This window comes from Streptomyces sp. NPDC006458, from assembly GCF_040612135.1.
Classification (GTDB): domain Bacteria; phylum Actinomycetota; class Actinomycetes; order Streptomycetales; family Streptomycetaceae; genus Streptomyces.
Genome location: NZ_JBEXPR010000006.1, coordinates 295,678 through 317,091, shown reverse-complemented (window position 1 = coordinate 317,091; position 21,414 = coordinate 295,678). Strand labels below are relative to the sequence as shown.

Sequence of the window (21,414 nt, the reverse complement as noted above, 5' to 3'; positions counted from 1 at the left end):
CCTCGTACTGGATGTACTTGGGTCTGTGCCCGGTGCGGCGAGAGGGCGTGCCGGGCGTCGCGACGGGGCGAACGTTGCCTGTCGGGGCACTAGAGGCTGTCGTCCGGAGCAGGTCGGCGTCGCGGAGCGTGCCCGGCGGGCCTGAGCGCGGCCGGCCGGGCACGGAACCTCAACCGGTCGTGCAGGCGGAGCCGTTGAGCGTGAAGGCGGTCGGGGCGGTGTTCGAGGTGCCCTTCGTGCCGATGAAGCCGAGGGCGACCGAGCCGCCGGCGGGGATGGTGGAGGTGCAGGAGGCGGGGGTGACTCGGACCGAGCCTCCGGTCCGGGCCGGGGTCCCGCCCCACATGGTGGAGATCGTCTGGCCGTCGGCGAGCCAAGTACACGTCAAGACGCGTGCGGGGATGAGCTCGGCCGGGCCGGGGCGGGCTGCCTTAAGGTAGCGGTGACCTGCCTAAAGGCTTCAGGCATGTACGCAGACACTTCAGGAAAAGGGAAGGAGACCGTCGTGGCGCGCGCCGGACTCACCGCGGAGCGCCTGACCCGGGCCGGGGCGGAACTGGCCGACGAGGTCGGCTTCGAGCAGGTCACCGTGTCGGCGGTCGCCCGGCGCTTCGACGTGAAGGTGGCGAGTCTGTACTCGCACGTCAAGAGCTCCCAGGACCTCAAGACCCGGATCGCCCTGCTCGCCCTGGAGGAACTCGCGGACCGCGCGGTCGACGCCCTCGCGGGCCGGGCCGGAAAGGACGCCCTGCGGGCGCTCGCCGACGTCTACCGCGACTACGCCCGCGAGCATCCAGGCCGTTACACGGCGGCCCAGTTCCGGCTGACTCCGCAGGCGGCCGCGGCCGGCGCGGGGGTACGGCACGCCTCGCTGACCCGGGCGATCCTGCGCGGCTACGACCTGGCCGAACCCGACCAGACCCATGCCGTCCGGCTGCTGGGCAGCGTCTTCCACGGCTACGTCACCCTGGAGATGGGCGGCGGCTTCAGCCACAGCGCGCCCGACACCCAGGAGACCTGGACCCGGATCATCGACGCCCTCGACGCGCTGCTGCGGAACTGGCCGGACGCCGGGCCGACGGGCTGAGCCACCGCGGGGGCCAGGGCCGACGGGCCTGATGTCCGATCAGATCGCCTTTCTCCAGCGGTACTTCACGCCTCGGCGGGCGGCACGGGGAACAGCAGGCAGCTGCTGGTGGCGTGGGCGAGCAGGCGCTCGTTCTCGTCCACGAGGGTGGCCTCGGCGAGCGCGGTCTGACGGGTGCTGTTGACGACCCGGCCGATGGCCCGCACCGGGCCGGTGTCCACGGTCACCCGGCGCAGGAACTTCACGCTCAGGTCGAGCGAGGTGTAGCCCATGCCCTCCGCCAGCACGGACTGCACGGCGCAGCCCGCCGCCGAGTCGAGCAGGGTGGCGAAGACGCCGCCGTGCACGCTGCCGATCGGGTTGTAGTGCTCCTCCCCGGGCTTCAGGGAGAACACCGCGTAGCCGTGGTCGACCTCGTCGAGCGTGAAGCCCAGCGTGGCCGTGATGGGCGGCGACGGCAGCCGTCCGGCCGCCATGTCGCGGAGCAGGTCCAGGCCCGTCCCCTTCCCGACGGCCGCGGCCGTGATCCCGGGGTCCTGCCACTCGTACGTACGGATCCGTCCCATGCGCGCGCTGCCTCCTCGGCTGACTTCGTAGATCGAAGTTAGCCGTGCCGTGCGCTGACTGTCAACGACGAAGTCAGGCGCCTACGATGGCGCCATGCAGTGGCTTGAGACGAGCACGGAGAACTGCCCCGTCCAGCGGACGCTCGAAGTGGTGGGCGAGAAGTGGACGTTGCAGATCCTGCGCGACGCCGCCAACGGGGTGCGCCGGTTCGACGACTTCCGCCGTCATATGAGCCTGTCCGAGGCGGTGCTCAGCGACCGGCTGCGCAAGCTCACGGCCGCCGGGATCCTCTCGGCCGTGCCCTACCAGGAGCCGGGCTGCCGCGCGCGCAACGAGTACCGGCTCACGCGCAAGGGCTGGGATCTCTGGCCGGTCCTGATGGCGCTGGGCCAGTGGGGCGAGACGTACGCCGGTGAGCCCGAGGGGCCGGTGCTGGACATCCGGCACAAGGACTGCGGGGCTCCGGTCCGGGTCGTCGTGGAGTGCTGCGCCGAGAACACCACGCTGACGCCGCGGGACGTCGTGGCCCGGCCGGGGCCGGGGGCTCGGCGGCTGACGTGAGCAGTAGCAGGGCTCGGCGCAACATCACGGTCAACGCGACACCAGTACTCGGCGCGGCATCAGGGCTCGGCGCAGTGGCGGAGCTCGGCGCGGTGCCGGCGTCGGCAGGGTTCCAGGGTCTGGCTCGGTGGCGGGGTCGGTGCCGGGGCTCCGTCTGGGGCCCGGGGCGGTGTCGGCTCTCGGGCGGGTCAGGCGTCAGGTGCGGCGCCGGACTCCCCGGCGTAGCGCTCGCCCAGTTCGCGGCTGCGGTGGGCCGCCGCGTCGACGGCCTCGCGGATGGCCCGGCCGACACCCTCGTCGACCAGGGTGGTCACGGCCGCCTGGGTCGTGCCGCCGGGGGACGTCACGGACTCACGGAGCGCGCCGGGCGCCTCGCCGGTGCCGCGGATCAGCGCCACGGCTCCCTCGGCTGCCTGGAGGACCATGTCCCGGGCGGCCTCCTCCGGGACGCCGAGCTCGGTCCCGGCCTTGATCATGTTCTCGATGACGTAGAAGAAGTAAGCGGGCGCGCTGCCCGAGAGGGCGGTGGCGGCGTCCTGGCACTCCTCGTCGAGAAGGATCACCTTGCCGACGGGGCTGAGCAGGTGCTGGGCCCGGCGCAGATGCTCCTCGGTGGCGTGGCGGCCCGGGGAGATCACGCACATGCCCGACTCGACGAGCACGGGGGTGTTCGGCATGACCCGGATGACGGGTGTCTCCCCGCCGAGCCGCCGCTCGACGAACCTGGTCGGGATGCCGGCCGCGGCCGAGACGATCAGGCAGCCGGGGTCGAGGTGCGGGGCGATGTCGTCGAGCAGGTCCGCCACGTGCTGCGGCCGTACCACGATCAGCACCGTGTCGGCCGCCTCTGCGGCGCGCTGCGGCGCCACCGCGGTGACGCCGTACTTCCACTTCAGTTCCTCGGCGCGTTCCGCGCGCGGCTCCACGACGAGGATCTCCTCCGTGGCATGGCCCGACCGTACGAGACCGGCGAGCAGTGCCTCGCCCATCTCCCCGGCGCCGAACAGCGAGATCATGGCTGCACCGTAACCCGCGGCCCTCGGACGTGCCTGCCGAGCGGTGCGCTCCGGTGCCGGGCGGGACGAAGCCGTCCGCCGGTTTCGAAGCCGCCCGCCGGTTTCACCGAGGCGGGCGGCTCGTGTCCCGCGGTCCACAGGTCGTCACCGGCGGTGGCACGGAACCGTCGCAGGGAAGCAGCCACAGCCTTCACACCTGGACGATCGCCACCCTGGTCGGGCCGGTGCGGCACCCGCGCCCCGTGTTTCAGGGGCTCGGGCCGGGGCCGGGGGCCGGGCTCAGGCGTCGGACTCGTCGTCGAAGCTGGCGAAGTATGCGGCCGCCATGTCCTCGTCGCCGTGTCCCTGCTCGGCCGCACGGGCCAGGCGTGCCGCGCTCGCCTCGGCCACGTCCAGGCGGACGCCGTGCCGCTGTCCTGCCTCGACGATCAACCGGGCGTCCTTGGCCGCGGTCGACACGGCGAACTGGGCGGGCGAGAGCCGGCCCTCGCGGACGAGGTCCGACTTGACGCGCAGATAGCCCATGTCCAGGCCGCCTCCGGCGATCAGGTCGAAGAAGTTCTGCGGGTCGACGCCGAGCACCTTGGACAGGGCGAGCACCTCTCCGGCGGCGTTGGTCGCGGCGAGCACCCAGCTGTTGGCGACGAGCTTCAGCCGCGTCGCGGTGGCCTCGGCGCCGTCCTCACCGGTCCACACCGTACGGGCGCCGACGGCCTCGAACACGGGCGTGACGCGGTTGCGGCCCTGCGTCGGACCGGCGGCGAGGACCAGCAGCTGTCCGGCCTCGGCGGGCTGGCGGGTGCCGAGGACGGGGGCGTCGTAGAAGACGAGGGCGTGCTCGTCGGCGAAGGCGGCGAGGTCGGCGGTCCCGTCCAGGCCGGCCGTGGTGGACTGCACCCAGGCCGCCCCGGCCCGCAGGCCCTTGGCGGCCTGCCGCATGACGTCCAGGGTGACGGGGCCGTCGAACAGCATCGTGAGGACGACATCGGCGCCCTCGACGGTCTCGGCCGGTGTGTCCGCCACGCGCACGCCCTCGGCCGCCAGTGGCTCCGCCTTGGCGCGGTCGCGGTTCCAGGCGCGGACGGTGTGCCCGGCGCGGGCGAGGTTGCGGGCCATCGCGGCGCCCATGATGCCGGTGCCGAGCACGGCGACGGTGAGTTCGTCGGTCATGAACTCCACCCTCCTTGGTCCCTGGGGCGCGGAGCAAGCCGCTCCGGGGACCTTTATGACGTGGACCGCCCCCGGGCGTCGAACGCGCTGATGGGAGGCCGTTGTCGGACCCGGGGTCGAGCTGCCGCGCCAGGACTGCTGGGAGCGCCGGAGGGCCGCGGCGTCAAGGCTCCCAGGGGCCGCCGCGCCGGTGTCCCCGCCCGCCGCACAGTTCGGGCGGGGACACGCGGCCGCGCTCAGGCCTGAGCGGCCGGGAAGGTCGGGTACTCGACCCCGGAGACCTGCTGGACGACACGGACGACCTGGCAGGAGTAGCCGAACTCGTTGTCGTACCAGAGGTAGAGGATGGCGTTGTCGCCGTCGACCTTGGTGGCGCCCGCGTCGACGATCGACGCGTGGCGGGAGCCCACGAAGTCCATGGAGACGGCGTCGGGGGCGGTGGTGAAGTCGATCTGGCGCTTCAGCGGCGAGTGCAGCGAGACGTCGCGCAGGTACTCGAGGACCTCGTCGCGGGTGGTCTCGCGGCCCAGGCGCAGGCTCAGGATGGCGATCGAGACGTCCGGGACGGGGACGCGGATCGAGCTGCCGGTGATCGGGGCCTTGAGCTCCGGCAGCGCCTTGGCCACGGCCGAGGCGGCACCGGTCTCGGTGATCACCATGTTGAGCGGCGCGGAACGGCCTCGGCGGTCGGCCTTGTGGTAGTTGTCCAGCAGGTTCTGGTCGTTGGTGAACGAGTGGACGGTCTCCACGTGGCCGCGCAGCACGCCGTACTCGTCGTCCATGGCCTTCAGCGGCGGGACGATCGCGTTGGTGGTGCAGGAGGCGCAGGACAGAATGCGCTCGTCCGGCTTGATGGTGTCGTGGTTGACGCCGTGGACGATGTTCGGGACGTCGCCCTTGCCGGGGGCGGTCAGGACGACCTTGTCGACGCCGGGGCGCAGGTGCTGCGAGAGTCCCTCGCGGTCGCGCCACTTGCCGGTGTTGTCGATGAGGATGGCGTCCTTGATGCCGTACGCCGTGTAGTCGACCTCGCTCGGGCTGTTGGCGTAGATCACCCGGATCGCGTTGCCGTTGGCGAAGATCGTGCTGGACTCCTCGTCCACCGTGATCGTGCCCTGGAACTGGCCGTGGATCGAGTCGCGGCGCAGCAGCGAGGCGCGCTTGACGAGGTCCTGGGCGCCGCCGCCGCGCACGACGATGGCGCGCAGGCGCAGGCCGTTGCCGGAGCCGGCCTTCTCGATCAGCAGGCGGGCGACGAGGCGGCCGATGCGGCCGAAGCCGTACAGCACGACGTCACGGCCGTCGCCGCGCTCGATCTTGTTGGCGCCGGTGGCGCCCGCGACGGCCTCGGCGGTGAACTCGGCGACGGACAGCCCGCGGTCGTCGGCCTTGTACTCCGCGGCCAGCATGCCGATGTCGATCTGGGAGGGGCCGAGGTCCAGCGTGGTGAGGGTCTGGAGGAACGGCATCGTCTCAGTGACGGAGAGTTCCTCGCCGTCGATCTGGCGGGCGAAGCGGTGGGTCTTGAGGATGCTGACCACCGACTTGTTCACCAAGGAGCGGCTGTGCAGCAGGACGGTCACATCCCGCTCGCGGTGCAGCTTCCCGATGATCGGGATCATCGACTCCGCGATCTCCTCGCGGTTCTTCCAGTTGGTGAACGAGTCGTCGTTGACAGTCACAGTCTTCACTTTCGAGCTAGACGGCGCTCATATGCTAACCCGACCGGCATCGGGCCTCTCACAGGGTGGTCCGGCGGCCGGATGCGGCGACCTTTCGCCCGGGTGAGCCCCTTTCGCGCCCCCTGCTCCACCCCTCTTCCGCGCTCGTTTGCGCACCGGGGCCGCGCCGGGTGTCATGAGGTATGGGCGGCGAGCCGGTCTCGGTGTTCCTCTGCGGCGATGTGATGCTGGGCCGGGGAGTGGACCAGCTCCTGCCGTGTCCGCTCGATCCGGCGATCCCCGAGCAGTACGTCCACGACGCCCGGGTCTACGTCGCCCTCGCGGAGGACGCGCATGGGGCCGTGCCCCGGGACAGAGGGTTCGGCTACCCGTGGGGCGAGGCGCCGGCGATGCTGGACGCGGCGGCGCCACATGCCCGGATCCTGAACCTCGAAACGGCCGTGACCAGGCACGACGGGTTCCTCCCCGGCAAGGCCGTGCACTACCGGATGCACCCGGACAACCTCCCGGCCCTGGCCGTGGCCCGACCGGACGTGTGCGTACTGGCCAACAACCACGTCCTCGACTACGGCCGCCGCGGTCTCGCCGACACCCTGGCCGCGCTGTCCGCCGCCGGGCTGGCGACGGTGGGCGCGGGCGCGGACCTCAGGGAGGCGGGCGCGCCCGTGGCCCTCCGTCCCCGGCCGGACGTGCGGCTGAGCGTGTTCGGTCTCGCGGCCGCGTCCAGCGGGGTCCCCCGCGACTGGGCGGCGACGGCCGGGCGCGGCGGAGTCCATCTCGCCGGGGACGCCACGCTCTCCCGGCTCCTGACGGCCGTGACGGAACGCAAGGGGGCCGGGGACCTGGTCGTGGTGTCGGTGCACCTGGGCTCCAACTGGGGCTATTCGCCGGCTCGTTCGGACCGCGCCCTGGCCCATGCCCTGGTCGAGGCCGGAGCCGATGTCGTCCATGGGCACTCCTCGCACCATCCGCGCCCCCTGGAGCTCTACCGCGACCGCCTCGTCCTGCACGGCTGCGGCGACCTCGTCAACGACTACGAGGGCATCGGCGGTCAGGAGCGCTATCGTGACGACCTGCGTCTGCTGTACCTCGCCGAACTCGACGCGGACGACGGCCGCTTGCGGCAGGTGCGGCTGATCCCCCTGCGCAGTCGCCGACTGCGCCTGGAACGGGCCCCCGAACAGGACGCCAGGTGGCTGCGCGACACCCTGGACCGCGTCAGCCGGCCCTACGGCATCCGGGTCGACCTGGCCGGGGACGCGACGGTGGCCCGGCCGGCCGGCTAGGACGCGTGCGGCGCCGGGTCGAGCAACTCCCCATCGCGGCGCAAACGGCCCTCCCGCCGCCGGTCAACGCGCTCCCATCAGGCAGGCAAGTGCCTGCGCGACGCCGCCGGTACGCGTGATCCACCCCTTGTCGCGGCCCTTCCCAGGCGTTTCAATTCCTCTGACCTCCCACAGGAGAACACCCGTTCCACCACTGTCACTTGCTTCTTCTCCCACCGGAGAAGCCGTCCCCACCACCGTCAGAAGGGGTGCTTCTTGAACGCCCTCCGCGTTTCCGCCGTCACCGCGGCGGCCTGCGCAACCGTGATCGCGACCGCGATGAACTCGTCGGCGATCAACACGTACAACTCCAGTCCGGCACCCGAGCGCACCGAGGTCGGCGCGCTGGTCGCCACCTGGGATGACGACGCCGATCCGGGGACCGCGGACCGCGTCGACTGGGTGTGCTCCGGCACGATGATCGACGCGGACACGTTCCTGACCGCCGCGCACTGCACCACCGACTGGCCTGACAACGTGCGGTTCTACGTGTCGCTGGACCAGGACGTCCAGGCGGGCCTGACCGCCGCCGCCCGGCAGTACCCGGGCGACCCGGCCGCGCAGGCGAACGCCGTCGCCGTCGAGGGCATCGCCCACACCCACCCCGACTACCCCGGCCCGGCCGCCGACGGACACGACATCTCCGTGGTCGAGCTGCCCGCCGCGAAGGTCGCCGCCCGCTGGTCGTTCACCCCGGCCACGCTGCCCACCGCCGACCGGCTCGGCGAGCTCGGCCCGCGGGGGCTCGACTCCACCGACTGGGTCGTCGCCGGGTACGGCACCCAGGAGGCCCAGCGCGGCCCCGGAGGCCACACCCACCCGGGCGGCGGCGTCCGTCTGAAGGCGCCCCTGTCCTTCAACGCCCTCAACAACGCCTGGGTGCGTCTGGCGATGACCGCCCCGCAGGGCAACGGCGGCGCCTGCTACGGCGACTCCGGCGGTCCCAACTTCGCGACGCTGGACGGCAAGCGGGTCCTCGCGGCCACCACCATCACCGGCGACGGCCCCTGCTACGCCACGAACGTGGTGTACCGCCTGGACACCCCGGACGCCCGCGCCTTCCTGGCGCCGTACGTGCGACTGCCGTAGCCCGCACCGCGGGCACCGAGCCGTGGGCGCGGCGGTACGGACCCGCCCACGGCTCGCGCGTCCCGCGGTCCTCGACCCGGAACCGGGGCACCCGCGTCAGAGCTTCGTCCGTGCCGCCGTCAGGACCACCGCCGCCGCGCCCGTGCCCAGGAGCGCTCCGGCGATCACGTCTCCCGGATAGTGGACGCCGGTGTGCACCCGGGAGTAGCCGACGGCGACGGCGATCAGCCCGAGCGGGATGGTCGAGACCGGCAGGGCGGGGCCGACGGCGGCGGCGAACGCGACGGCGGAGGCCGTGTGTCCGGAGGGGAAGGACGCCGAGTCCGGCATGGGCACGTGCCGCCCGGGGAACGGCGAGTCCTCGGCCCGGTGCGGACGGCGCCGCCGTACCAGCTTCTTGCCGACCAGGTTGGCGCTCGCCGAGGCGACGCCGACGGCGGCCATGCCCAGCAGCGCCGCGCGGCGGGGCCGTCCGGGCACCAGCGCGAGCAGCCCCGCGACGGCGAACGAGATCTTCGAGTGGTCCGCGGTGGCGGACAGCCGGCGCAGGGCGATGTCCAGCGCCGGTGTCTCGGTGACGGTCACCGCCTCGTACAGCGCCTGGTCGAGGGCACCGAGATCGCGTGCCAGTCGACGGTGGGGCAGGTGGTCGTTGGCCGGACGGTCGGACATCAAGCGGCTCCCTGTGGTGCTGTGCGAACGGTCAGTGCCAGGTGGACGATGCGCCGCCAGTCCACCGGCGGTGTCACATAGGTGGCCCCCGGCCGGTGCCGCGGCACCCGCACGCACAGCGCCTTGGGCCGTACGGTGCACACGACCGGCACGGACATGGTGAGGGCCTCTCCGTCCACGGCCACCGGGATGGTGTCGGTGTCGGCCCGCACGACCACGCGGGTCGCGGACAGCACCGTGATGCCCCCGGCCCGTTCGCCGAGCAGCGCGACCTCGGCGGCCCCGGCCGCGCCCTCCACGCGTACGGCGATCACGCCGAGGCTGCCGCGGTCGAGCCGGGGTCGGCGGCCACCGCCGAACGGGTCGGCGCGCGCGTAGGGGTTGTTGCTGATCAGCAGCGCCTGCGGGCCGGACAGCTCGGTGCCCCCGGCGTCGGCCTCCAGATGGGCGCCCTCGCTGCCCTGGAGGAGGTCCGGGAGGTGTTCGAGGGCGGTGGCCGTCTTGGCGTCCCGGTAGTCGGGGTTCTGCACGATGTGCGCGTACGCCCCGAAGGACACCGTGTTGACGAAGGGGCGCCCCTCGACCTCGCCGAGGTCGACGCGCAGCTCGACGCCTTCGGTGAGGGCGTCGAGACAGGTCGAGGGGTCGGTGCGGTCGAGGCCGAGGTCCATGGCGAAGTGGTTGCGGGTGCCCGCGGAGACGACGAGGAAGGGCAGCCGGTGCTCGACGGCCACCGCGGCGACGATGGCCAGGGTGCCGTCCCCGCCTGCCGCGCCGATGAGATCGGCGCCCTCGGCGACCGCCCGCCGGGCCAGGGTCTCGACATCGGGTCCGTCGGGTTCGAGCAGCACCACGCGGGCGCCGAGCGCCTCCGCGCGCTCGACGAGCCCGAAGCGCTCGACCTTGCCGCCGCCGGACCGCGGGTTCATGATCAGCACCGGGCGGCGGGGCGGCGGTGTGCCGCGGGCGTGCATGCCGTACGGCTGCCGCAGCCGGCGCAGACAGGCGCGGGCGGAGCCCAGCGCGGCCGCCCACAGGACGATCACCGCGACGGCCAGGATCCACACTCCCGTCGCGGCGAACAGCACCAGCACACCGATCGGCGTGATGACGGCAACCAGCACGCCCAGCAGCCGCGCGGCCCGGCGATGGGCGAGGGCCCACCACACACCGGCGCCGGTGAGGGCGGACCCGAGCAGCCCGATGACGAGCAGAAGGACACCGCCGGAGCCGGCCGCCGCGGCGATGGAGGCGAACGCGCCCAGCGCACACAGCACGGCGAGCCGTGCCCAGGTGCGGGCCCGGCCGTCGCCCGCCCCGCTGCCACCCGAGCCGGAGCCGGGTCCCACCGCAGTAGCCATCCCTTTTCCTGCCCTCCGTCCGATCGTCGTCGTCTGCCCCGCCGTCGGAGCGTCAATCCGACCGCGAGCGCGACGATCTCATGATTCATGATGGCCCTTCGCGGGCCGTCAGGCACGAAAGGCCGCCCCCTGACGCGGGGACGGCCTCCTGCCGTGCGGGCGACGGGTCGGGCGGAGTCACGCGAAGCGCTGTCGGGGCGAACCGTCGCAGGTCTGCAGCCGCAGCGCGTCCCTGGCCGTGGCCAGGGTCAGGCATTGTCGCTCTGGACGAGTTCGTCGGCGTACTGCTTGCCGCCGCCGATGCGGATGTTGCCGGTGTGGGCGCCCGAGCAGGAGACGTTGCAGGTGACGTCGGCGGGGATGCCGGTGCGGTGGACGGCCGCGTCGGGCGAGCGGTGGCACCAGTTGTCCGGGCCGTTGGTGCCCGGTTCGTAGGTGCCCGTGCCCTCCCCGCTGATCTCGCTGTCGCCGAGCGAGATCAGCGAGGTCTTGCGCTGTCCGGGCGGGCGCTCGGCCGGGTCGCCGTACAGGGCGGTGGCCTCGGCGGCGCGAATGCGCTCCAGTTCGGGGCGGTGGCCTCGGCGGCGCGGACGCGCTCCAGTTCGGGCGGGAGCGGGGTCGCTGCGGCCGTCGCCCCGGCGGGAGCGGCGCCGGCGGTGGGCGCGGTCAGCCCCGCCGGCACGGTGGCGGCCGCCGCGACGAGGGCGGCGGCCGTCCATCTGATCCTGGGTCTCGTGCGCTTCATCACGCCTCCCCGATGCAGGTGTCACCCAAGGTCGTACTGGCGGGCAGCTGCAATGGGAAGACATTGAACGTGAGAAATGTTCACTTTTTACGATCGTGCGGCTCGCCGCAACACCCGCCGGACTCGCCGCAATTGACGGCTCCGGCGTCCATCCGGCAGAAGCAGGACGCCTCGACGGGTACGTCCGCCAGGGCGGTGGCGATCTTCAGCTGCTGGGCGACGATGCCCGCCTCGCCGAGCTTGCCGAGCCGGACGAGACACTCATGGAAGCCGTGCAGCGCCCAGACGTTCCCGGGGTGCTGGCAGGCCCGCGGAAGCGTGTCGTCCAGCCCCAGGTCGGCGCGGTAGACGGCCTCCGCCCGTTCGACCTGCCCCTGTTCCAGCAGCAGGGCGCCGAGCGCGTGCCGGGTGGGCTGCATCCAGCCCCAGGGCTCGTCGTAGGGCAGGGTGTCGTCCAGTTCGACGGACCGCTCCAGGGCCGCGAACGCGGTGTCGAAGTCGCCCTTGCGGTAGGCGAGTTCGCCGTCGAACATGGCGGACGCGATGGCGAGGATGTCGGCGCAGGTGTTGTTGAACAGCATCCGGGTCTCGGGCACCCGCCCGACGGCCGCGCGCAGCAGCTCCCGCTCCGCCTCGGCCTCGGGGAGCCGGCCGGTGGCCGAGAGCGCGACACCGCGGGCGTAGTGCAGCATCGCCGTGGTCACGCAGTACAGCACGGGGTCGGCGGGGAGGGGCAGCCCGAGGATCTCCGCCCAGCGGCCGAAGCGGATCAGCACATGGACCCGCATGGCGAGGAAGGCCTCCAGCCAGTCGGCCATGGGCGGGCTCTCCACCCGCAGCAGGTCCTCCGGGATGCTGGCCTCCAGCTGCGCGGCGGTGTCCAGGGCGACCTGGGACTGGCCGAGGAACATGGCGCCGTAGATCTTGAAGTGGTAGTTGTGCGAGCGGTACAGGGTGTAGAAGTTCATCGCGCCGTTTCGGGCGAGGACCTCCTGGTCGGCGGCGATGGCCATGGTGTTGTCGGTGACCACGCTGCGGTAGTCGCCGCACAGGACCTCCAGGTGCGAGGGCATGTGCTGGAGGTGGCCCGCGGCGGGGACCAGGCCGCGCAGCCGGTCGGCCACGGGCAGGGCCGCCTCCGGGGTCGGGGACATCTCCATCAGGTGGATGTAGAGGTGCAGCAGGCCAGGGTGGGCCGCGCCCGACTCGGTGGCGAGCGCGCGGTCGAGGACGTCCTTGGCCTCCAGTGTCCGGGCGCCCTGCGCGGGCTCGCCCGTACGCATGTCCCACAGCTGCCAGGGCGTCAGGTTCATCAGCGCGTCGGCGCACAGGGTCGCCACGTCCAGGTCGCCGGGGGCGAGCGCGAGGACGGCGACCATGCGCTCGGCGTAGGGCGCGTTCCACACCGAGCAGTCCTCGACGGGCCGGTCCTGCGGATAGCGGGCGCGCAGGGCCTCGATCAGGGCGCGCTCGACGGGGGTCGCGCGGTCCGCCAGCTCGTGGGCGCGCTCGACGGCCGCGTGGGTGCGCTCGACGGTCCGCGTCAGGTCCCGCTCGTCGAAGAACTCCCACGGTTTGTTGTAGTTGGGGCCGAGGGCGTAGGCGATGCCCCAGTGGGCCATGGCGCAGTCGGGGTCGGCCGCCACGGCCGCCTCGAAGCAGGTGACGGCCTCCTCGTGATGGAAGGCGTACGTCCACACCAGCCCGCGGTCGAACCACATCTGGGCGGTGGGTGAAGAGGTCGTCACGGGGCGGGTGTGGCTGCCGAGGTCGTAGTAATCCATGTGTCTTCCCTGGCTGTTCGGCCGCCCGGGGCCACCGATGGGCCGCGGTCGTGCGGCGCAGCCTAGCCGCGACCGACCTGGCCCGCGCCTGCGTAACCACTTATACTGGTTACGCGGTGACAGGCCTCGGGAAGGACAGGTCATGCCCACGGGACTCACCAAGGACGCCGGCTGGGAGATCGGCGTCTCGCGCACCCTGCCCCATCCGCCCGCCGCGGTGTGGGACCTCGTCAGCGGACCCGAGGGGCTCGCCCTCTGGCTCGGCGCCGGGGCGGACCTGAGGCCGGAGCGCGGGGCCGTGTACCGGACGGCCGACGGCATACGGGGCGAGGTGCGCGGCCACCGCCCCGGTGAGCGCATCCGCCTCACGCACGGCACATCGACCGTGCAGCTGACGGTCTCCCCCGCGGGCGACGGCACGAAGGCCGTCCTGCGGTTCCACGAGGAGCACCTGCGCAGCGCCGAGGAGCGCGAGGCGCGGCGCGCGCACTGGAGGCGGGTCCTGGACGAGATCGCCGCCGTACTGGGCTGAGCCCGGGGCGGTGGATTCCGGGGCGCGGTTCAGGGAGATGGGCGGTGCGGGGGCGGCGGGTCAGGCCTTGCGCGCCGCTGCCCGCTCCTCCAGTCGACGCAGCGCGATTTCACCCCATCGGATGTTCTCCCGCTCGAAGGCGATGCCCCGCAGAAGGGTGAGGTACGGCCCGATGCTCTCGGCCTCGGCGAAGTACTCGTCCTCCGTACGGCCGTCCAGCAGCCGCTGCCGCAGCCGCTCGTAGCGTTCGAGCTTGGCCGTGGCCCACTCCGACCGCTCGGCTACGGCCGCGCGCACCGCGTCGATGTCGCCGACGTCCGCGCACTGCACCTTCACCATGAGCTCGTCGCGGATGGCGGTCGGCTTGGCCGGCGGCTCGGAGACGTAGGCGCGCACGGCCTCGTGCCCGGCCTCGGTGAGGGAGAACAGCCGCTTGTTGGGGCGGCGCTCCTGCTCCACGACCCGCGCGGTGATCAGGCCGTCGCCCTCCATGCGCTCCAGCTCCCGGTAGAGCTGCTGCGGTGAGGCCATCCAGAAGTTGGCGACCGAGGCGTCGAACTCCTTGGCGAGGTCGTAGCCGGACGCCTCGCCCTGGAGCAGGGCCGCCATGAGCGCGTTTCGCAGTGCCATGGCAGCAAGCTAGCACTCGTGTTGACTAGTCAACGGGCTGACTATGTCGGCCGGGCTCGACGGTCACCCGCCCCCCGCGCTCGCCGCTCAGTACTTCCGGGCCCCCGCCATGATCGCCTGCCGGACGCGGGTGGTACGTCCCGCGGCGGCAGACGTCGCGGATCTCGTCGAGGCCGGCCTCGGTGAGCTCGCGGCCCTCCTCGCGGGCCTGGCGGGCGCCGATCCCGCAGCCGTACTCCAGGCTGGTCGCACCGAGGACGTCTCCGAGCACCCACAGCGGGCCGGACAGGTCGGCACGGTGCCGCGGACCCTCGGGCGGGCGGCATCCGGCCGGTGGCACGGCCGTGGGCGCGCGGACCACGGCCGGCTCGCCCGCCACGCCCGCCACGGCCGCCACGCCCGCCACGCCCGCCACAGCCGGCTCGCCCGCAACGCCCGGCTGTCCGGTCGTGGGCGGCCTGACGACGGTCTCCGGTTCGAGCGGGGTGATCCACTGCCGCGTGTAGCGGTGGTCGTCCCAACCGCCCCTCCAGGAAGCGCCCGTTGTCCAGGCGCAGCACAGAGCTGAGCGTGAGGGCGACGCGGGCCATGAGGCCGCCCACCATCTGGGCCTGAAGTCCCCGGGGATCGACCGCCGGGCAGACGCCGACGGCACAGGGCGAGCGCTCGAAGGTGCCGCCGGTCCGGTCCGCGCTCAGGCGGTCAGTGCCTCCTCGGACCCCAGGCGGTCCAGCAGCCCTTCCCGGTGCAGGGCGGCGACCGGGGCCAACAGGTCCGGGTGGCGCAGGAACGGCGCGGCCCGCAGGGCGCGTTCGTCCGGGGCCGTCAGCCGACGGAATCCGAGCGGTGTCACGGCGGTGTGCCTGGCCCTGCCCACGGCGTCCACGCAGCGTACGGCCAGGTCGGGGTCGGCGAGCAGACACGCCGCCCAGCTCGCGACGACCTCGTCGACCCAGCTCCGCCAGGCGGAGTCCTCCGGGTCGGCCGCGTCGTCGAGGTCGGCGCCGGAGATCCGGTCCAGCCGTGCCGAGCCGCCCGGACCGGCCAGGGTGACCAGCGCCGCGTCCATGGCCGTGGGGTAGCGCAGTCCGGCGGCGACGGTCACCGCCTGGCGGGCCTGCGCCTCGCACAGCGCGGCGGCCAGAGCGCCGGCGCCGGGCGGGTAGGCGGACATCAGCCAGCGGGCGGTCGCCGCGACGAGTGAGCAAAGGTCTGGAAGCACTGCCGGGCCGTCCGGATCTCGTCGGTCGATGGGGGGTCCCACCACGGTAGCCCGCCCCTCCCCGGGCCGGACATGCCCGGAAACGGCCCGTTTCCGTGTCCTCCACCACACCCGGGCCCACCCGCGTCACCGCACCGGCCCCACCCGGCTCCACGTGCACGTCCGTCCCTGAGGTGGTACCCCGAGAGCATGACCGGCATCGAACTGAGCAGCAGCGCTTTCGACGACCACGCGCACATCCCGCGCCGGTACGCGCTGGAGGGCGACAACCTCTCTCCCCCGCTGACCTGGTCCGGGGTGCCGGACGACGCCGTCGAGCTCGTCCTGGTGTGCGAGGACCCGGACGCCCCGTCGGGCACCTTCGTGCACTGGGTCTGTGTGGGCATCGATCCGCACAGCGACGGCACCGGTTCCGGCGAGCACCCGCGGGGCGGGACCGACCTGGTCAACGGCTACCACCAGCGCGGCTGGGGCGGCCCCCACCCACCGCCGGGCGACGACGCCCACCACTACCACTTCCGTCTCTACGCCCTCGGCGAGCCCTGCGTCCTGCCCGACGAGCCCTCGGCGGACCAGGTGCACCGGATCGTGGCGGAGCGGGAGGTGGCCAGCGGCACGCTGGTGGGCATGTACCGCCGGTGAGCCCCCGCGAGTACGGCCAGGTCGGACACCGGCGGGCGGCCGGGCCGGGCCGTCGCCGCCGCGGTCAGCACCGGCGTCGCCGTGCGTGCCGGCCACCACGGTTCCCGGACGCGCTCGTGTAGCCGCCCCGGCACGGGGCACTCGGGCGCGGGCGGGTCCGACCGGAGCCCGCCGTCCGACGCTGGAGGTGAAGAACATGGGTCACGGAGGGAACGTCATCGACGAGCTGATGACCGACCACCGGGAGGTCGAGGACCTCTTCGCCCGGATCGAGGCGCTGCCGGCCGGTGCCAGGGAACGCAAGCTGTACGCCGATCAGGTCACGATGGAGCTGGTGCGGCACTCGGTGGCCGAGGAGGCATACCTCTACCCGGCCGTGCGCAAGCACCTCCCGAACGGGGACGCCCTGGCCGACCGGGAGATCGAGGACCACGCGAAGGCCGAGCGGACGATGAAGGACCTGGAGAGCTGCGCGGCGGACGACCCGAAGTTCGACGTGCTGATCAGCGGCCTGATGACCGAGGTCCGTTCACACCTGGCCGACGAGGAGGGCACCCTCTTCCCCGGTCTGCGCGCGGCCTGCCCGCCCGAGGCGCTGGACGACCTCGGCGACAAGGTCCGCATGGCGAAGAAGGCCGCACCGACCCGGCCGCACCCCTCGGCGCCGTCCACGCCCCCGGCGAACAAGCTGCTGGCGCCGGGCATGGGTCTGGTCGACCGGATGCGCGACGCGCTCACGGGACGGGGCAAGTCGAGCTGACGCCTCCCTGCTCGGAAGGGCGCCGGACACCCGGCGCCCTTCCGGCTGTCCGGAGCCGTCTGCGCGGGGGCCCGGAGCCCTTCCGGCTGCCCGGCGCCCTTCCAACTACCCGGAGCCCTCCCGGCTGCCTGGAGCCGTCTGCGCGGGGGCCCGGAGCCCTTCCGGCTGCCCGGCGCCCTCCCGGCTGCCCGGAGCCGTCTGCGTGGGGGCCCGAGAACCGGGAGAGGCGCCACGGCAGGAATGGGGCGGGCTGGCACGGCGTTGTGGAAGGTGTGAGGCCGGAACCCGGGACGGACGGGAACCGCCCGCGCTCCCCCTCGTGCCCGACGGGTACGCGGCCCTGCGCAGTTGGGCCGGCGGGGAGTCCAACGACGTTGCAGCAGAAGGGGCGTGACACCGATGGCGTCGACAGGGCTTGATGCGGCCGGAGCGATTCCGCTGGTGACCGGATGCGGTCGCCGGATCGTGGTGAAGTGCCTCCGGCTCGCGCCCGAGGAGCGGCCCATCAGCCGGGTCACGCTGGACGTGGGCGGCCACCAGGACGGCGGCCCCGGCGTCTGGGCGTCCCTGACCGTGTCGGAGGCCCGCGAACTGGCCCGTCTGCTGATCGAACGCGCCGACGTGGCCGAGCACGCCCCCGAGACGGGCTGCGCCGAGGCCACGGCCGTCTGAAGGCCGGGCCCCGCCCGTGTGCCGGGCCACCGCCTCGTCAGGGCAGGAAGTCCTCCACGGTCCGCACGAAGCCGGAGGCGTCGTCGAGCCAGGGGAAGTGTCCGGCGCCGCGCTGCACGACGAGCCGGGCGTCCGGGAAGAGCGCGGCGAGTTCGGCCGTGGCGGAGGGCGGGGAGTTCAGGTCCAGCTCTCCGGCGAGGACGAGCACCGGCCGGTCGAAGGCGGCCAGTGCCGCGCGGGTGGAGTCCGGGTCGAACGCCCCTTCCGAGCCGTAGAGCGCGGCCGCCTGTTCGTTGCGCTGCGTGGCCTCGGCGGCGTGATGGGCCTGGGCCGTCTCGTCCCAACTGCCGTAGCGGAAGGGTGCGACGGCCTGCCAGGTCCGTGCCGTCGCCCGGCCCGCCATGATCTCCTCCAGGGCCGCGAAGGCCTCGGGGAACCAGGGTTCGTCACGGCGCAGCAGGGCGGTCTCGTGGCGGGTGCCGCCGGGGACGGTGATGCCCGCGGCGAAGAGGCTGGGCGTCAGCAGGACCAGCCGGTCGACCCGGGCGGGGTGGTGTTCGGTGTAGCGCAGGGCGAGGTTGGTGCCGGCGGAGTGGGCCAGCAGGGTCAGGTGGTCCAGGCCGAGATGGGCGCGCAGGGCCTCGACGTCGTCGACCAGCCGGTCGCAGCGGTAGCCGGCCGGGTCGGCGGATTCCGCCGACGCTCCGGTGCCCCGCAGGTCCAGCATGATCAGTCGGCGTCGGGCGCCGAGTCCGCCCAGGTCACTGAGGTAGAGGGAGTCCTGCATGGGGCCGCCGGGCAGACAGACCAGCGGCTCCCCTTGTCCTGAGACGTGATACGCGAGCGTGGTGCCGTCGAACGCCGAGAAAGTGGCCATGATCGGCGACCTTTTCAGCCAGTCGCGGTCCGGGCAACCTGATTTCGCCGTCCGGTGCGCGGCGCGCGGGTGACGTTCGGGGACTCGTCGCGAGCGGCCGCCCACTCGTCGGACGTGCGGAAAACCCGTTGCGAGCCGCTCCCCGCTCGTCGGACGTGCGGAAAACCCGTTGCGAGCCGCTCCCCGCTCGTCGGACGCTGGGCGCCATGCCACCCTCCATCCGTCCGGCCACCCTCGCCGACGCACCCGCTGTCACCGACCTCCTCAACGCCGTCGATCTGATCGAGATCGGCCGGGCCGAGACCGATCTGCACACCGTCGAGGCCGATCTGAAGCATCCCGAGGCCGACCTGGAGCGGGACTCCTGGCTGGCGTTCGAGGGCGGGCGGCTGGTGGCGTACGGGCTGCTTTGGGACGAGTCGGGCGGCGAGCGCATCGACGTCGACCACTATGTGCTGCCCGATCACCAGCGGGCCGGGTTCGAGATCCTCGCGGCGATGGAGGCCAGGGCGCTGGAGAAGGCGCGCGACAACGGCGCGCGACGGGCGGTGGTCCATCTGCATCTGAACGTGCGGCCGACGACCGACCTGGACCGGCTCCGCGGCCGCGGCTGGCAGGCGGTCCGCCGCTACCACGTGCTGCACCGGCCGCTGGACCCCGCGGCGGACCAGCCGCCCGCCCCGGACGAAGGCGTGCGGATCAGGCCCTGCGCCACCGAGGCGGACCGCCAGCTCGTGCACCGGCTCTACCAGGCGTCCTTCGCGGAGCACTTCGACTTCCAGCCGCGTTCGTACGACTCGTGGCTGGCCGACATCAAGGCCGACACCGTGGACTGGTCCCTGGTGTGGATCGCCGCGACCGACGAGCTGGGCGACGCGGGCTTCCTGATAGCCCGCAACGACCGTGAGGCCATGGGCTGGATCCGCGGCGTCGGTGTGCTGGCCGATGCCCGCGGCCGGGGGCTCGGCGGGCTGCTGCTGCGGCATGCCTTCGGCGCGTTCGCCGCGCTGGGCCGGGACACCGTGGGCCTCGGCGTGGACACCTCGAACGCCACCGGGGCGCCGGAACTGTACCGCCGCCACGGCATGACGGTGCACTACGCCGTCGACACCTGGGAGACGGTACTGGCGTAGGGCCGGTCCGGCACGTTCCCGGCCGGCGCCGAGGCCCGGGACGGGTTCGAGGTCAGCTCGTCCGCAGGGTGCGCTTGGCCAGCTCGTACGCCGGGAGCATGTTCCGGTGCTCCTCGGTGTCCAAGCCGCCGAGGTGGACGACGACCGGGCCGCTGTCGGTGATGACGGCGAAGGCGCGCTCCTGCTTGGTCTCGTCGAGCAGTTCGATGGTGTGCGCGTACACCACCTCGGCGCCGGTGACGCCGTCGGCGGCCTCGAACGTGCCGTACTTCTCCCCGGCGTTGCCGTCCTCGTCGGCGACGAAGGCCCGCAGGATCTCACGCGGGTCGTCGGTGCCTGGCCTGCCGGTCCATACGCGCAGGAAGCCGATGTGACCGGCGGGCTTGGCGTCCACCTCGCAGGCGGCGCTGACCGGGCCCTGCCGCAGCAGGTCGGCGACGGCCTCGCTGTCCCCGGCCGCGGCGGCGTCGACGGCCTCCGCCTCCCAGTCCGCGGCGAGGTCGAAGCTGACGGGCAGTTCACAGGCCGAGCCGGCCGGGCCGATGGTGGCGCCGCTCCCGACGGTCTCGGCGTCGTCGGCCGGTGCGCTCGTCGAGGCCTTCGCGCTCGGGCCGGACGTCTTCGCCTGCTCGTCGGTCCCGCCGGAACAGGCCGTCAACGCCCCTGCCAGCAGCGCCGCGTACACCAGACCCCGCGCTGCTCTTCCCGCCCCGACCCGCACTTTCATATCCCCTTCCGGAATCCGGCGGGACACTGTATCCAAGCGGGGCGGGAAGATCCGTAAGCAGGGTGTGCGGGGTCAGACGCCGCAGGTGGGCGCCGACCAGTACTGGCTGTCGCGGTGGTCGACGTGGGTGTGGTCGTCGTGTCCCGGGTAGCCAGGACCGAGGATGCCGCTGAAGCCGTGGCTGCGGGCCTGCTTGGCCAGGGTGCACAGCGAGTGCGGACCGGCGCCGAGGTCGGCCGCGTCGCCGTACAGATGGCGGCTGTTGCTCGCGCCGCCGACGGCCGAGTTGCAGGCGTAGGAGCGGAAGCCGCTGGTGACGGTGATCGGCTGGTCGCCGAGGGCGTGCCGCATCGCCTCCAGCTTCCACATGGTGCGCAGTGCGTTTGCCTTGGCGGTGGCCGCGCTGACCGCGCCGCCGGACCAGGTGGTGTTGCAGTCGTTGAGCTCGCCGTAGGTGAAGTGGACCGGCGTGCAGTCGTCGTCCTGGAGCGCGTACAGCTTGTTGTAGGTGTCGGTGCCCGCGACGCCGTCCGAGGACAGGCCGTAGGCCGACTGGAAGCGCTTGAGGGCGGCCGCGGTGGCCGGGCCGAAGGAGCCGTCGACGCCGAGGACCGAGCCGTAGCCCGCGTAGCCGCCGAGGCGGATCTGCAGCTGGGTCACGTCGGCTCCGGAGGAGCCCTGGGAGAGGGTGCGGGTCCAGGTGTAGCAGCCGTCGGCATGGGCGGTGCCCGCGGTGAGAACGGTTCCCGCCAACGTTCCAGACATGATCATGACAAGTGAGGCGAAGAGTCGAAGCGCGCGTCTGAGCATCTGCTCCCCTAGCTAGGCCGGAGGACATCGGGCAACGCAGAGAGTGGCGTGAGATGTGACGCGCGTCAACCACGCCCCGGCCGGGCGATACGGATCCGCGCGAGGCGCCGGGCGCGCCCCCTCGGCGCGCCCCGCGCGCCTCAGCCGTCCCTCCTCGCGCGACCAGCGGTGACCCCTTGCCGCGGCGGCGATCGACGGGCCCCGCAACGGGATTGACCACCCCCCGTCACCGGCACGCCATCCATGTGATGTGGGTCACACGGAAATTTCCGGAAGGCGGATTTCGGCCCCGGCTGCGATTACCGAATATCGGACGCCCGGAGCCTCCGACTGGGAGATCCAGCCACGAT

At 72.9% G+C, this 21,414-nt stretch carries 22 protein-coding genes and 2 pseudogenes; 9 read left to right on the top strand and 15 right to left on the bottom strand.

What is annotated here, in order from left to right:
* Window positions 1-169: 169 nt before the first annotated feature.
* Window positions 170-370 (bottom strand): annotated as a pseudogene (locus ABZZ79_RS11200) (cellulose binding domain-containing protein); the annotation flags it as partial.
* Between the two features lie 135 nt (window positions 371-505).
* On the opposite strand from ABZZ79_RS11200, the gene ABZZ79_RS11195 reads away from it, so the two are divergent.
* Window positions 506-1,087: a WHG domain-containing protein gene (locus ABZZ79_RS11195; RefSeq protein ID WP_356688639.1), complete on the top strand. Its 582-nt coding sequence runs from the start codon at window positions 506-508 to the stop codon at window positions 1,085-1,087.
* Window positions 1,088-1,152: 65 nt separating this feature from the next.
* Here the strand turns inward: ABZZ79_RS11195 and ABZZ79_RS11190 are convergent, their stop codons facing one another.
* The gene (locus tag ABZZ79_RS11190; protein ID WP_356688638.1) at window positions 1,153-1,653 is read right to left on the bottom strand and encodes a PaaI family thioesterase; all 501 of its coding nucleotides are present in this window, start codon (window positions 1,651-1,653) and stop codon (window positions 1,153-1,155) included.
* Window positions 1,654-1,747: 94 nt separating this feature from the next.
* Between ABZZ79_RS11190 and ABZZ79_RS11185 the strand changes: the two genes are divergently transcribed.
* A complete protein-coding gene (locus tag ABZZ79_RS11185; protein WP_356688637.1) occupies window positions 1,748-2,215 on the top strand; it encodes a helix-turn-helix domain-containing protein in 468 nt (155 codons plus the stop codon).
* A 188-nt stretch (window positions 2,216-2,403) separates the two neighbouring features.
* Here ABZZ79_RS11185 and proC read toward each other — a convergent pair whose 3' ends face one another.
* The 3 genes from proC to ABZZ79_RS11170 all read right to left on the bottom strand — a co-directional run bounded on the left by proC (window position 2,404) and on the right by ABZZ79_RS11170 (window position 6,083).
* Window positions 2,404-3,231, bottom strand: a complete 828-nt coding sequence (proC, locus tag ABZZ79_RS11180) for a pyrroline-5-carboxylate reductase (protein WP_356688636.1) — start codon at window positions 3,229-3,231, stop codon at window positions 2,404-2,406.
* A gap of 279 nt (window positions 3,232-3,510) precedes the next feature.
* A complete protein-coding gene (locus ABZZ79_RS11175) occupies window positions 3,511-4,401 on the bottom strand; it encodes an NAD(P)-dependent oxidoreductase (RefSeq protein WP_356688635.1) in 891 nt (296 codons plus the stop codon).
* A gap of 236 nt (window positions 4,402-4,637) precedes the next feature.
* Entirely contained in the window at window positions 4,638-6,083 is a 1,446-nt protein-coding gene (locus ABZZ79_RS11170; RefSeq protein ID WP_356688634.1) for a glyceraldehyde-3-phosphate dehydrogenase, read from the bottom strand.
* 182 nt (window positions 6,084-6,265) lie between these two features.
* Here ABZZ79_RS11170 and ABZZ79_RS11165 point away from each other — a divergent pair, with 182 nt between their 5' ends.
* Window positions 6,266-7,369, top strand: a complete 1,104-nt coding sequence (locus ABZZ79_RS11165; protein ID WP_356688633.1) for a CapA family protein — start codon at window positions 6,266-6,268, stop codon at window positions 7,367-7,369.
* Between the two features lie 255 nt (window positions 7,370-7,624).
* Window positions 7,625-8,497 carry a trypsin-like serine protease gene (locus ABZZ79_RS11160; RefSeq protein ID WP_356688632.1) on the top strand — a complete coding sequence of 291 codons (873 nt, stop codon included), beginning with the start codon at window positions 7,625-7,627 and terminating at the stop codon, window positions 8,495-8,497.
* 96 nt (window positions 8,498-8,593) lie between these two features.
* Here the strand turns inward: ABZZ79_RS11160 and ABZZ79_RS11155 are convergent, their stop codons facing one another.
* From ABZZ79_RS11155 to ABZZ79_RS11140, 4 genes and pseudogenes are all read right to left on the bottom strand, one after another.
* The gene (locus ABZZ79_RS11155; RefSeq protein WP_356688631.1) at window positions 8,594-9,169 is read right to left on the bottom strand and encodes a phosphatase PAP2 family protein; all 576 of its coding nucleotides are present in this window, start codon (window positions 9,167-9,169) and stop codon (window positions 8,594-8,596) included.
* Complete coding sequence (locus tag ABZZ79_RS11150; protein WP_356688630.1) at window positions 9,169-10,530, bottom strand: diacylglycerol kinase family protein; 1,362 nt, start codon at window positions 10,528-10,530, stop codon at window positions 9,169-9,171. The genes ABZZ79_RS11155 and ABZZ79_RS11150 overlap by 1 nt, the downstream gene beginning before the upstream one ends.
* Before the next feature lie 254 nt (window positions 10,531-10,784).
* A pseudogene (locus ABZZ79_RS11145) lies at window positions 10,785-11,275 on the bottom strand (hypothetical protein); the annotation flags it as partial.
* 80 nt (window positions 11,276-11,355) lie between these two features.
* The gene (locus ABZZ79_RS11140; protein WP_356688629.1) at window positions 11,356-13,059 is read right to left on the bottom strand and encodes a hypothetical protein; all 1,704 of its coding nucleotides are present in this window, start codon (window positions 13,057-13,059) and stop codon (window positions 11,356-11,358) included.
* 142 nt (window positions 13,060-13,201) lie between these two features.
* On the opposite strand from ABZZ79_RS11140, the gene ABZZ79_RS11135 reads away from it, so the two are divergent.
* A complete protein-coding gene (locus ABZZ79_RS11135; protein ID WP_356688628.1) occupies window positions 13,202-13,591 on the top strand; it encodes an SRPBCC domain-containing protein in 390 nt (129 codons plus the stop codon).
* A gap of 60 nt (window positions 13,592-13,651) precedes the next feature.
* Here the strand turns inward: ABZZ79_RS11135 and ABZZ79_RS11130 are convergent, their stop codons facing one another.
* The 3 genes from ABZZ79_RS11130 to ABZZ79_RS11120 all read right to left on the bottom strand — a co-directional run bounded on the left by ABZZ79_RS11130 (window position 13,652) and on the right by ABZZ79_RS11120 (window position 15,443).
* Window positions 13,652-14,221, bottom strand: a complete 570-nt coding sequence (locus tag ABZZ79_RS11130) for a PadR family transcriptional regulator (protein ID WP_356688627.1) — start codon at window positions 14,219-14,221, stop codon at window positions 13,652-13,654.
* 25 nt (window positions 14,222-14,246) lie between these two features.
* Window positions 14,247-14,636 (bottom strand): hypothetical protein, encoded by a 390-nt coding sequence (locus tag ABZZ79_RS11125; protein WP_356688626.1) that lies wholly within the window; start codon window positions 14,634-14,636, stop codon window positions 14,247-14,249.
* A gap of 279 nt (window positions 14,637-14,915) precedes the next feature.
* On the bottom strand, window positions 14,916-15,443 hold the full coding sequence (locus tag ABZZ79_RS11120) for a hypothetical protein (protein ID WP_356688625.1): 528 nt from the start codon (window positions 15,441-15,443) through the stop codon (window positions 14,916-14,918).
* A gap of 189 nt (window positions 15,444-15,632) precedes the next feature.
* Between ABZZ79_RS11120 and ABZZ79_RS11115 the strand changes: the two genes are divergently transcribed.
* The 3 genes from ABZZ79_RS11115 to ABZZ79_RS11105 all read left to right on the top strand — a co-directional run bounded on the left by ABZZ79_RS11115 (window position 15,633) and on the right by ABZZ79_RS11105 (window position 17,517).
* Window positions 15,633-16,085, top strand: coding sequence for a YbhB/YbcL family Raf kinase inhibitor-like protein (locus tag ABZZ79_RS11115; protein ID WP_356688624.1), 453 nt, complete (start codon window positions 15,633-15,635; stop codon window positions 16,083-16,085).
* A gap of 196 nt (window positions 16,086-16,281) precedes the next feature.
* On the top strand, window positions 16,282-16,845 hold the full coding sequence (locus ABZZ79_RS11110; RefSeq protein WP_356688623.1) for a hemerythrin domain-containing protein: 564 nt from the start codon (window positions 16,282-16,284) through the stop codon (window positions 16,843-16,845).
* 399 nt (window positions 16,846-17,244) lie between these two features.
* Window positions 17,245-17,517 (top strand): hypothetical protein, encoded by a 273-nt coding sequence (locus tag ABZZ79_RS11105; RefSeq protein ID WP_356688622.1) that lies wholly within the window; start codon window positions 17,245-17,247, stop codon window positions 17,515-17,517.
* A gap of 37 nt (window positions 17,518-17,554) precedes the next feature.
* Here ABZZ79_RS11105 and ABZZ79_RS11100 read toward each other — a convergent pair whose 3' ends face one another.
* Window positions 17,555-18,394 (bottom strand): alpha/beta hydrolase, encoded by an 840-nt coding sequence (locus ABZZ79_RS11100; RefSeq protein ID WP_356688621.1) that lies wholly within the window; start codon window positions 18,392-18,394, stop codon window positions 17,555-17,557.
* A 206-nt stretch (window positions 18,395-18,600) separates the two neighbouring features.
* On the opposite strand from ABZZ79_RS11100, the gene ABZZ79_RS11095 reads away from it, so the two are divergent.
* Window positions 18,601-19,527: a GNAT family N-acetyltransferase gene (locus ABZZ79_RS11095; RefSeq protein ID WP_356688620.1), complete on the top strand. Its 927-nt coding sequence runs from the start codon at window positions 18,601-18,603 to the stop codon at window positions 19,525-19,527.
* 52 nt (window positions 19,528-19,579) lie between these two features.
* Here the strand turns inward: ABZZ79_RS11095 and ABZZ79_RS11090 are convergent, their stop codons facing one another.
* Both ABZZ79_RS11090 and ABZZ79_RS11085 read right to left on the bottom strand, forming a co-directional pair.
* Window positions 19,580-20,254 (bottom strand): lipoprotein, encoded by a 675-nt coding sequence (locus tag ABZZ79_RS11090; RefSeq protein WP_356688619.1) that lies wholly within the window; start codon window positions 20,252-20,254, stop codon window positions 19,580-19,582.
* A gap of 72 nt (window positions 20,255-20,326) precedes the next feature.
* Window positions 20,327-21,064 carry a D-Ala-D-Ala carboxypeptidase family metallohydrolase gene (locus tag ABZZ79_RS11085; RefSeq protein WP_356688618.1) on the bottom strand — a complete coding sequence of 246 codons (738 nt, stop codon included), beginning with the start codon at window positions 21,062-21,064 and terminating at the stop codon, window positions 20,327-20,329.
* Between the last annotated feature and the right edge of the window lie 350 nt (window positions 21,065-21,414).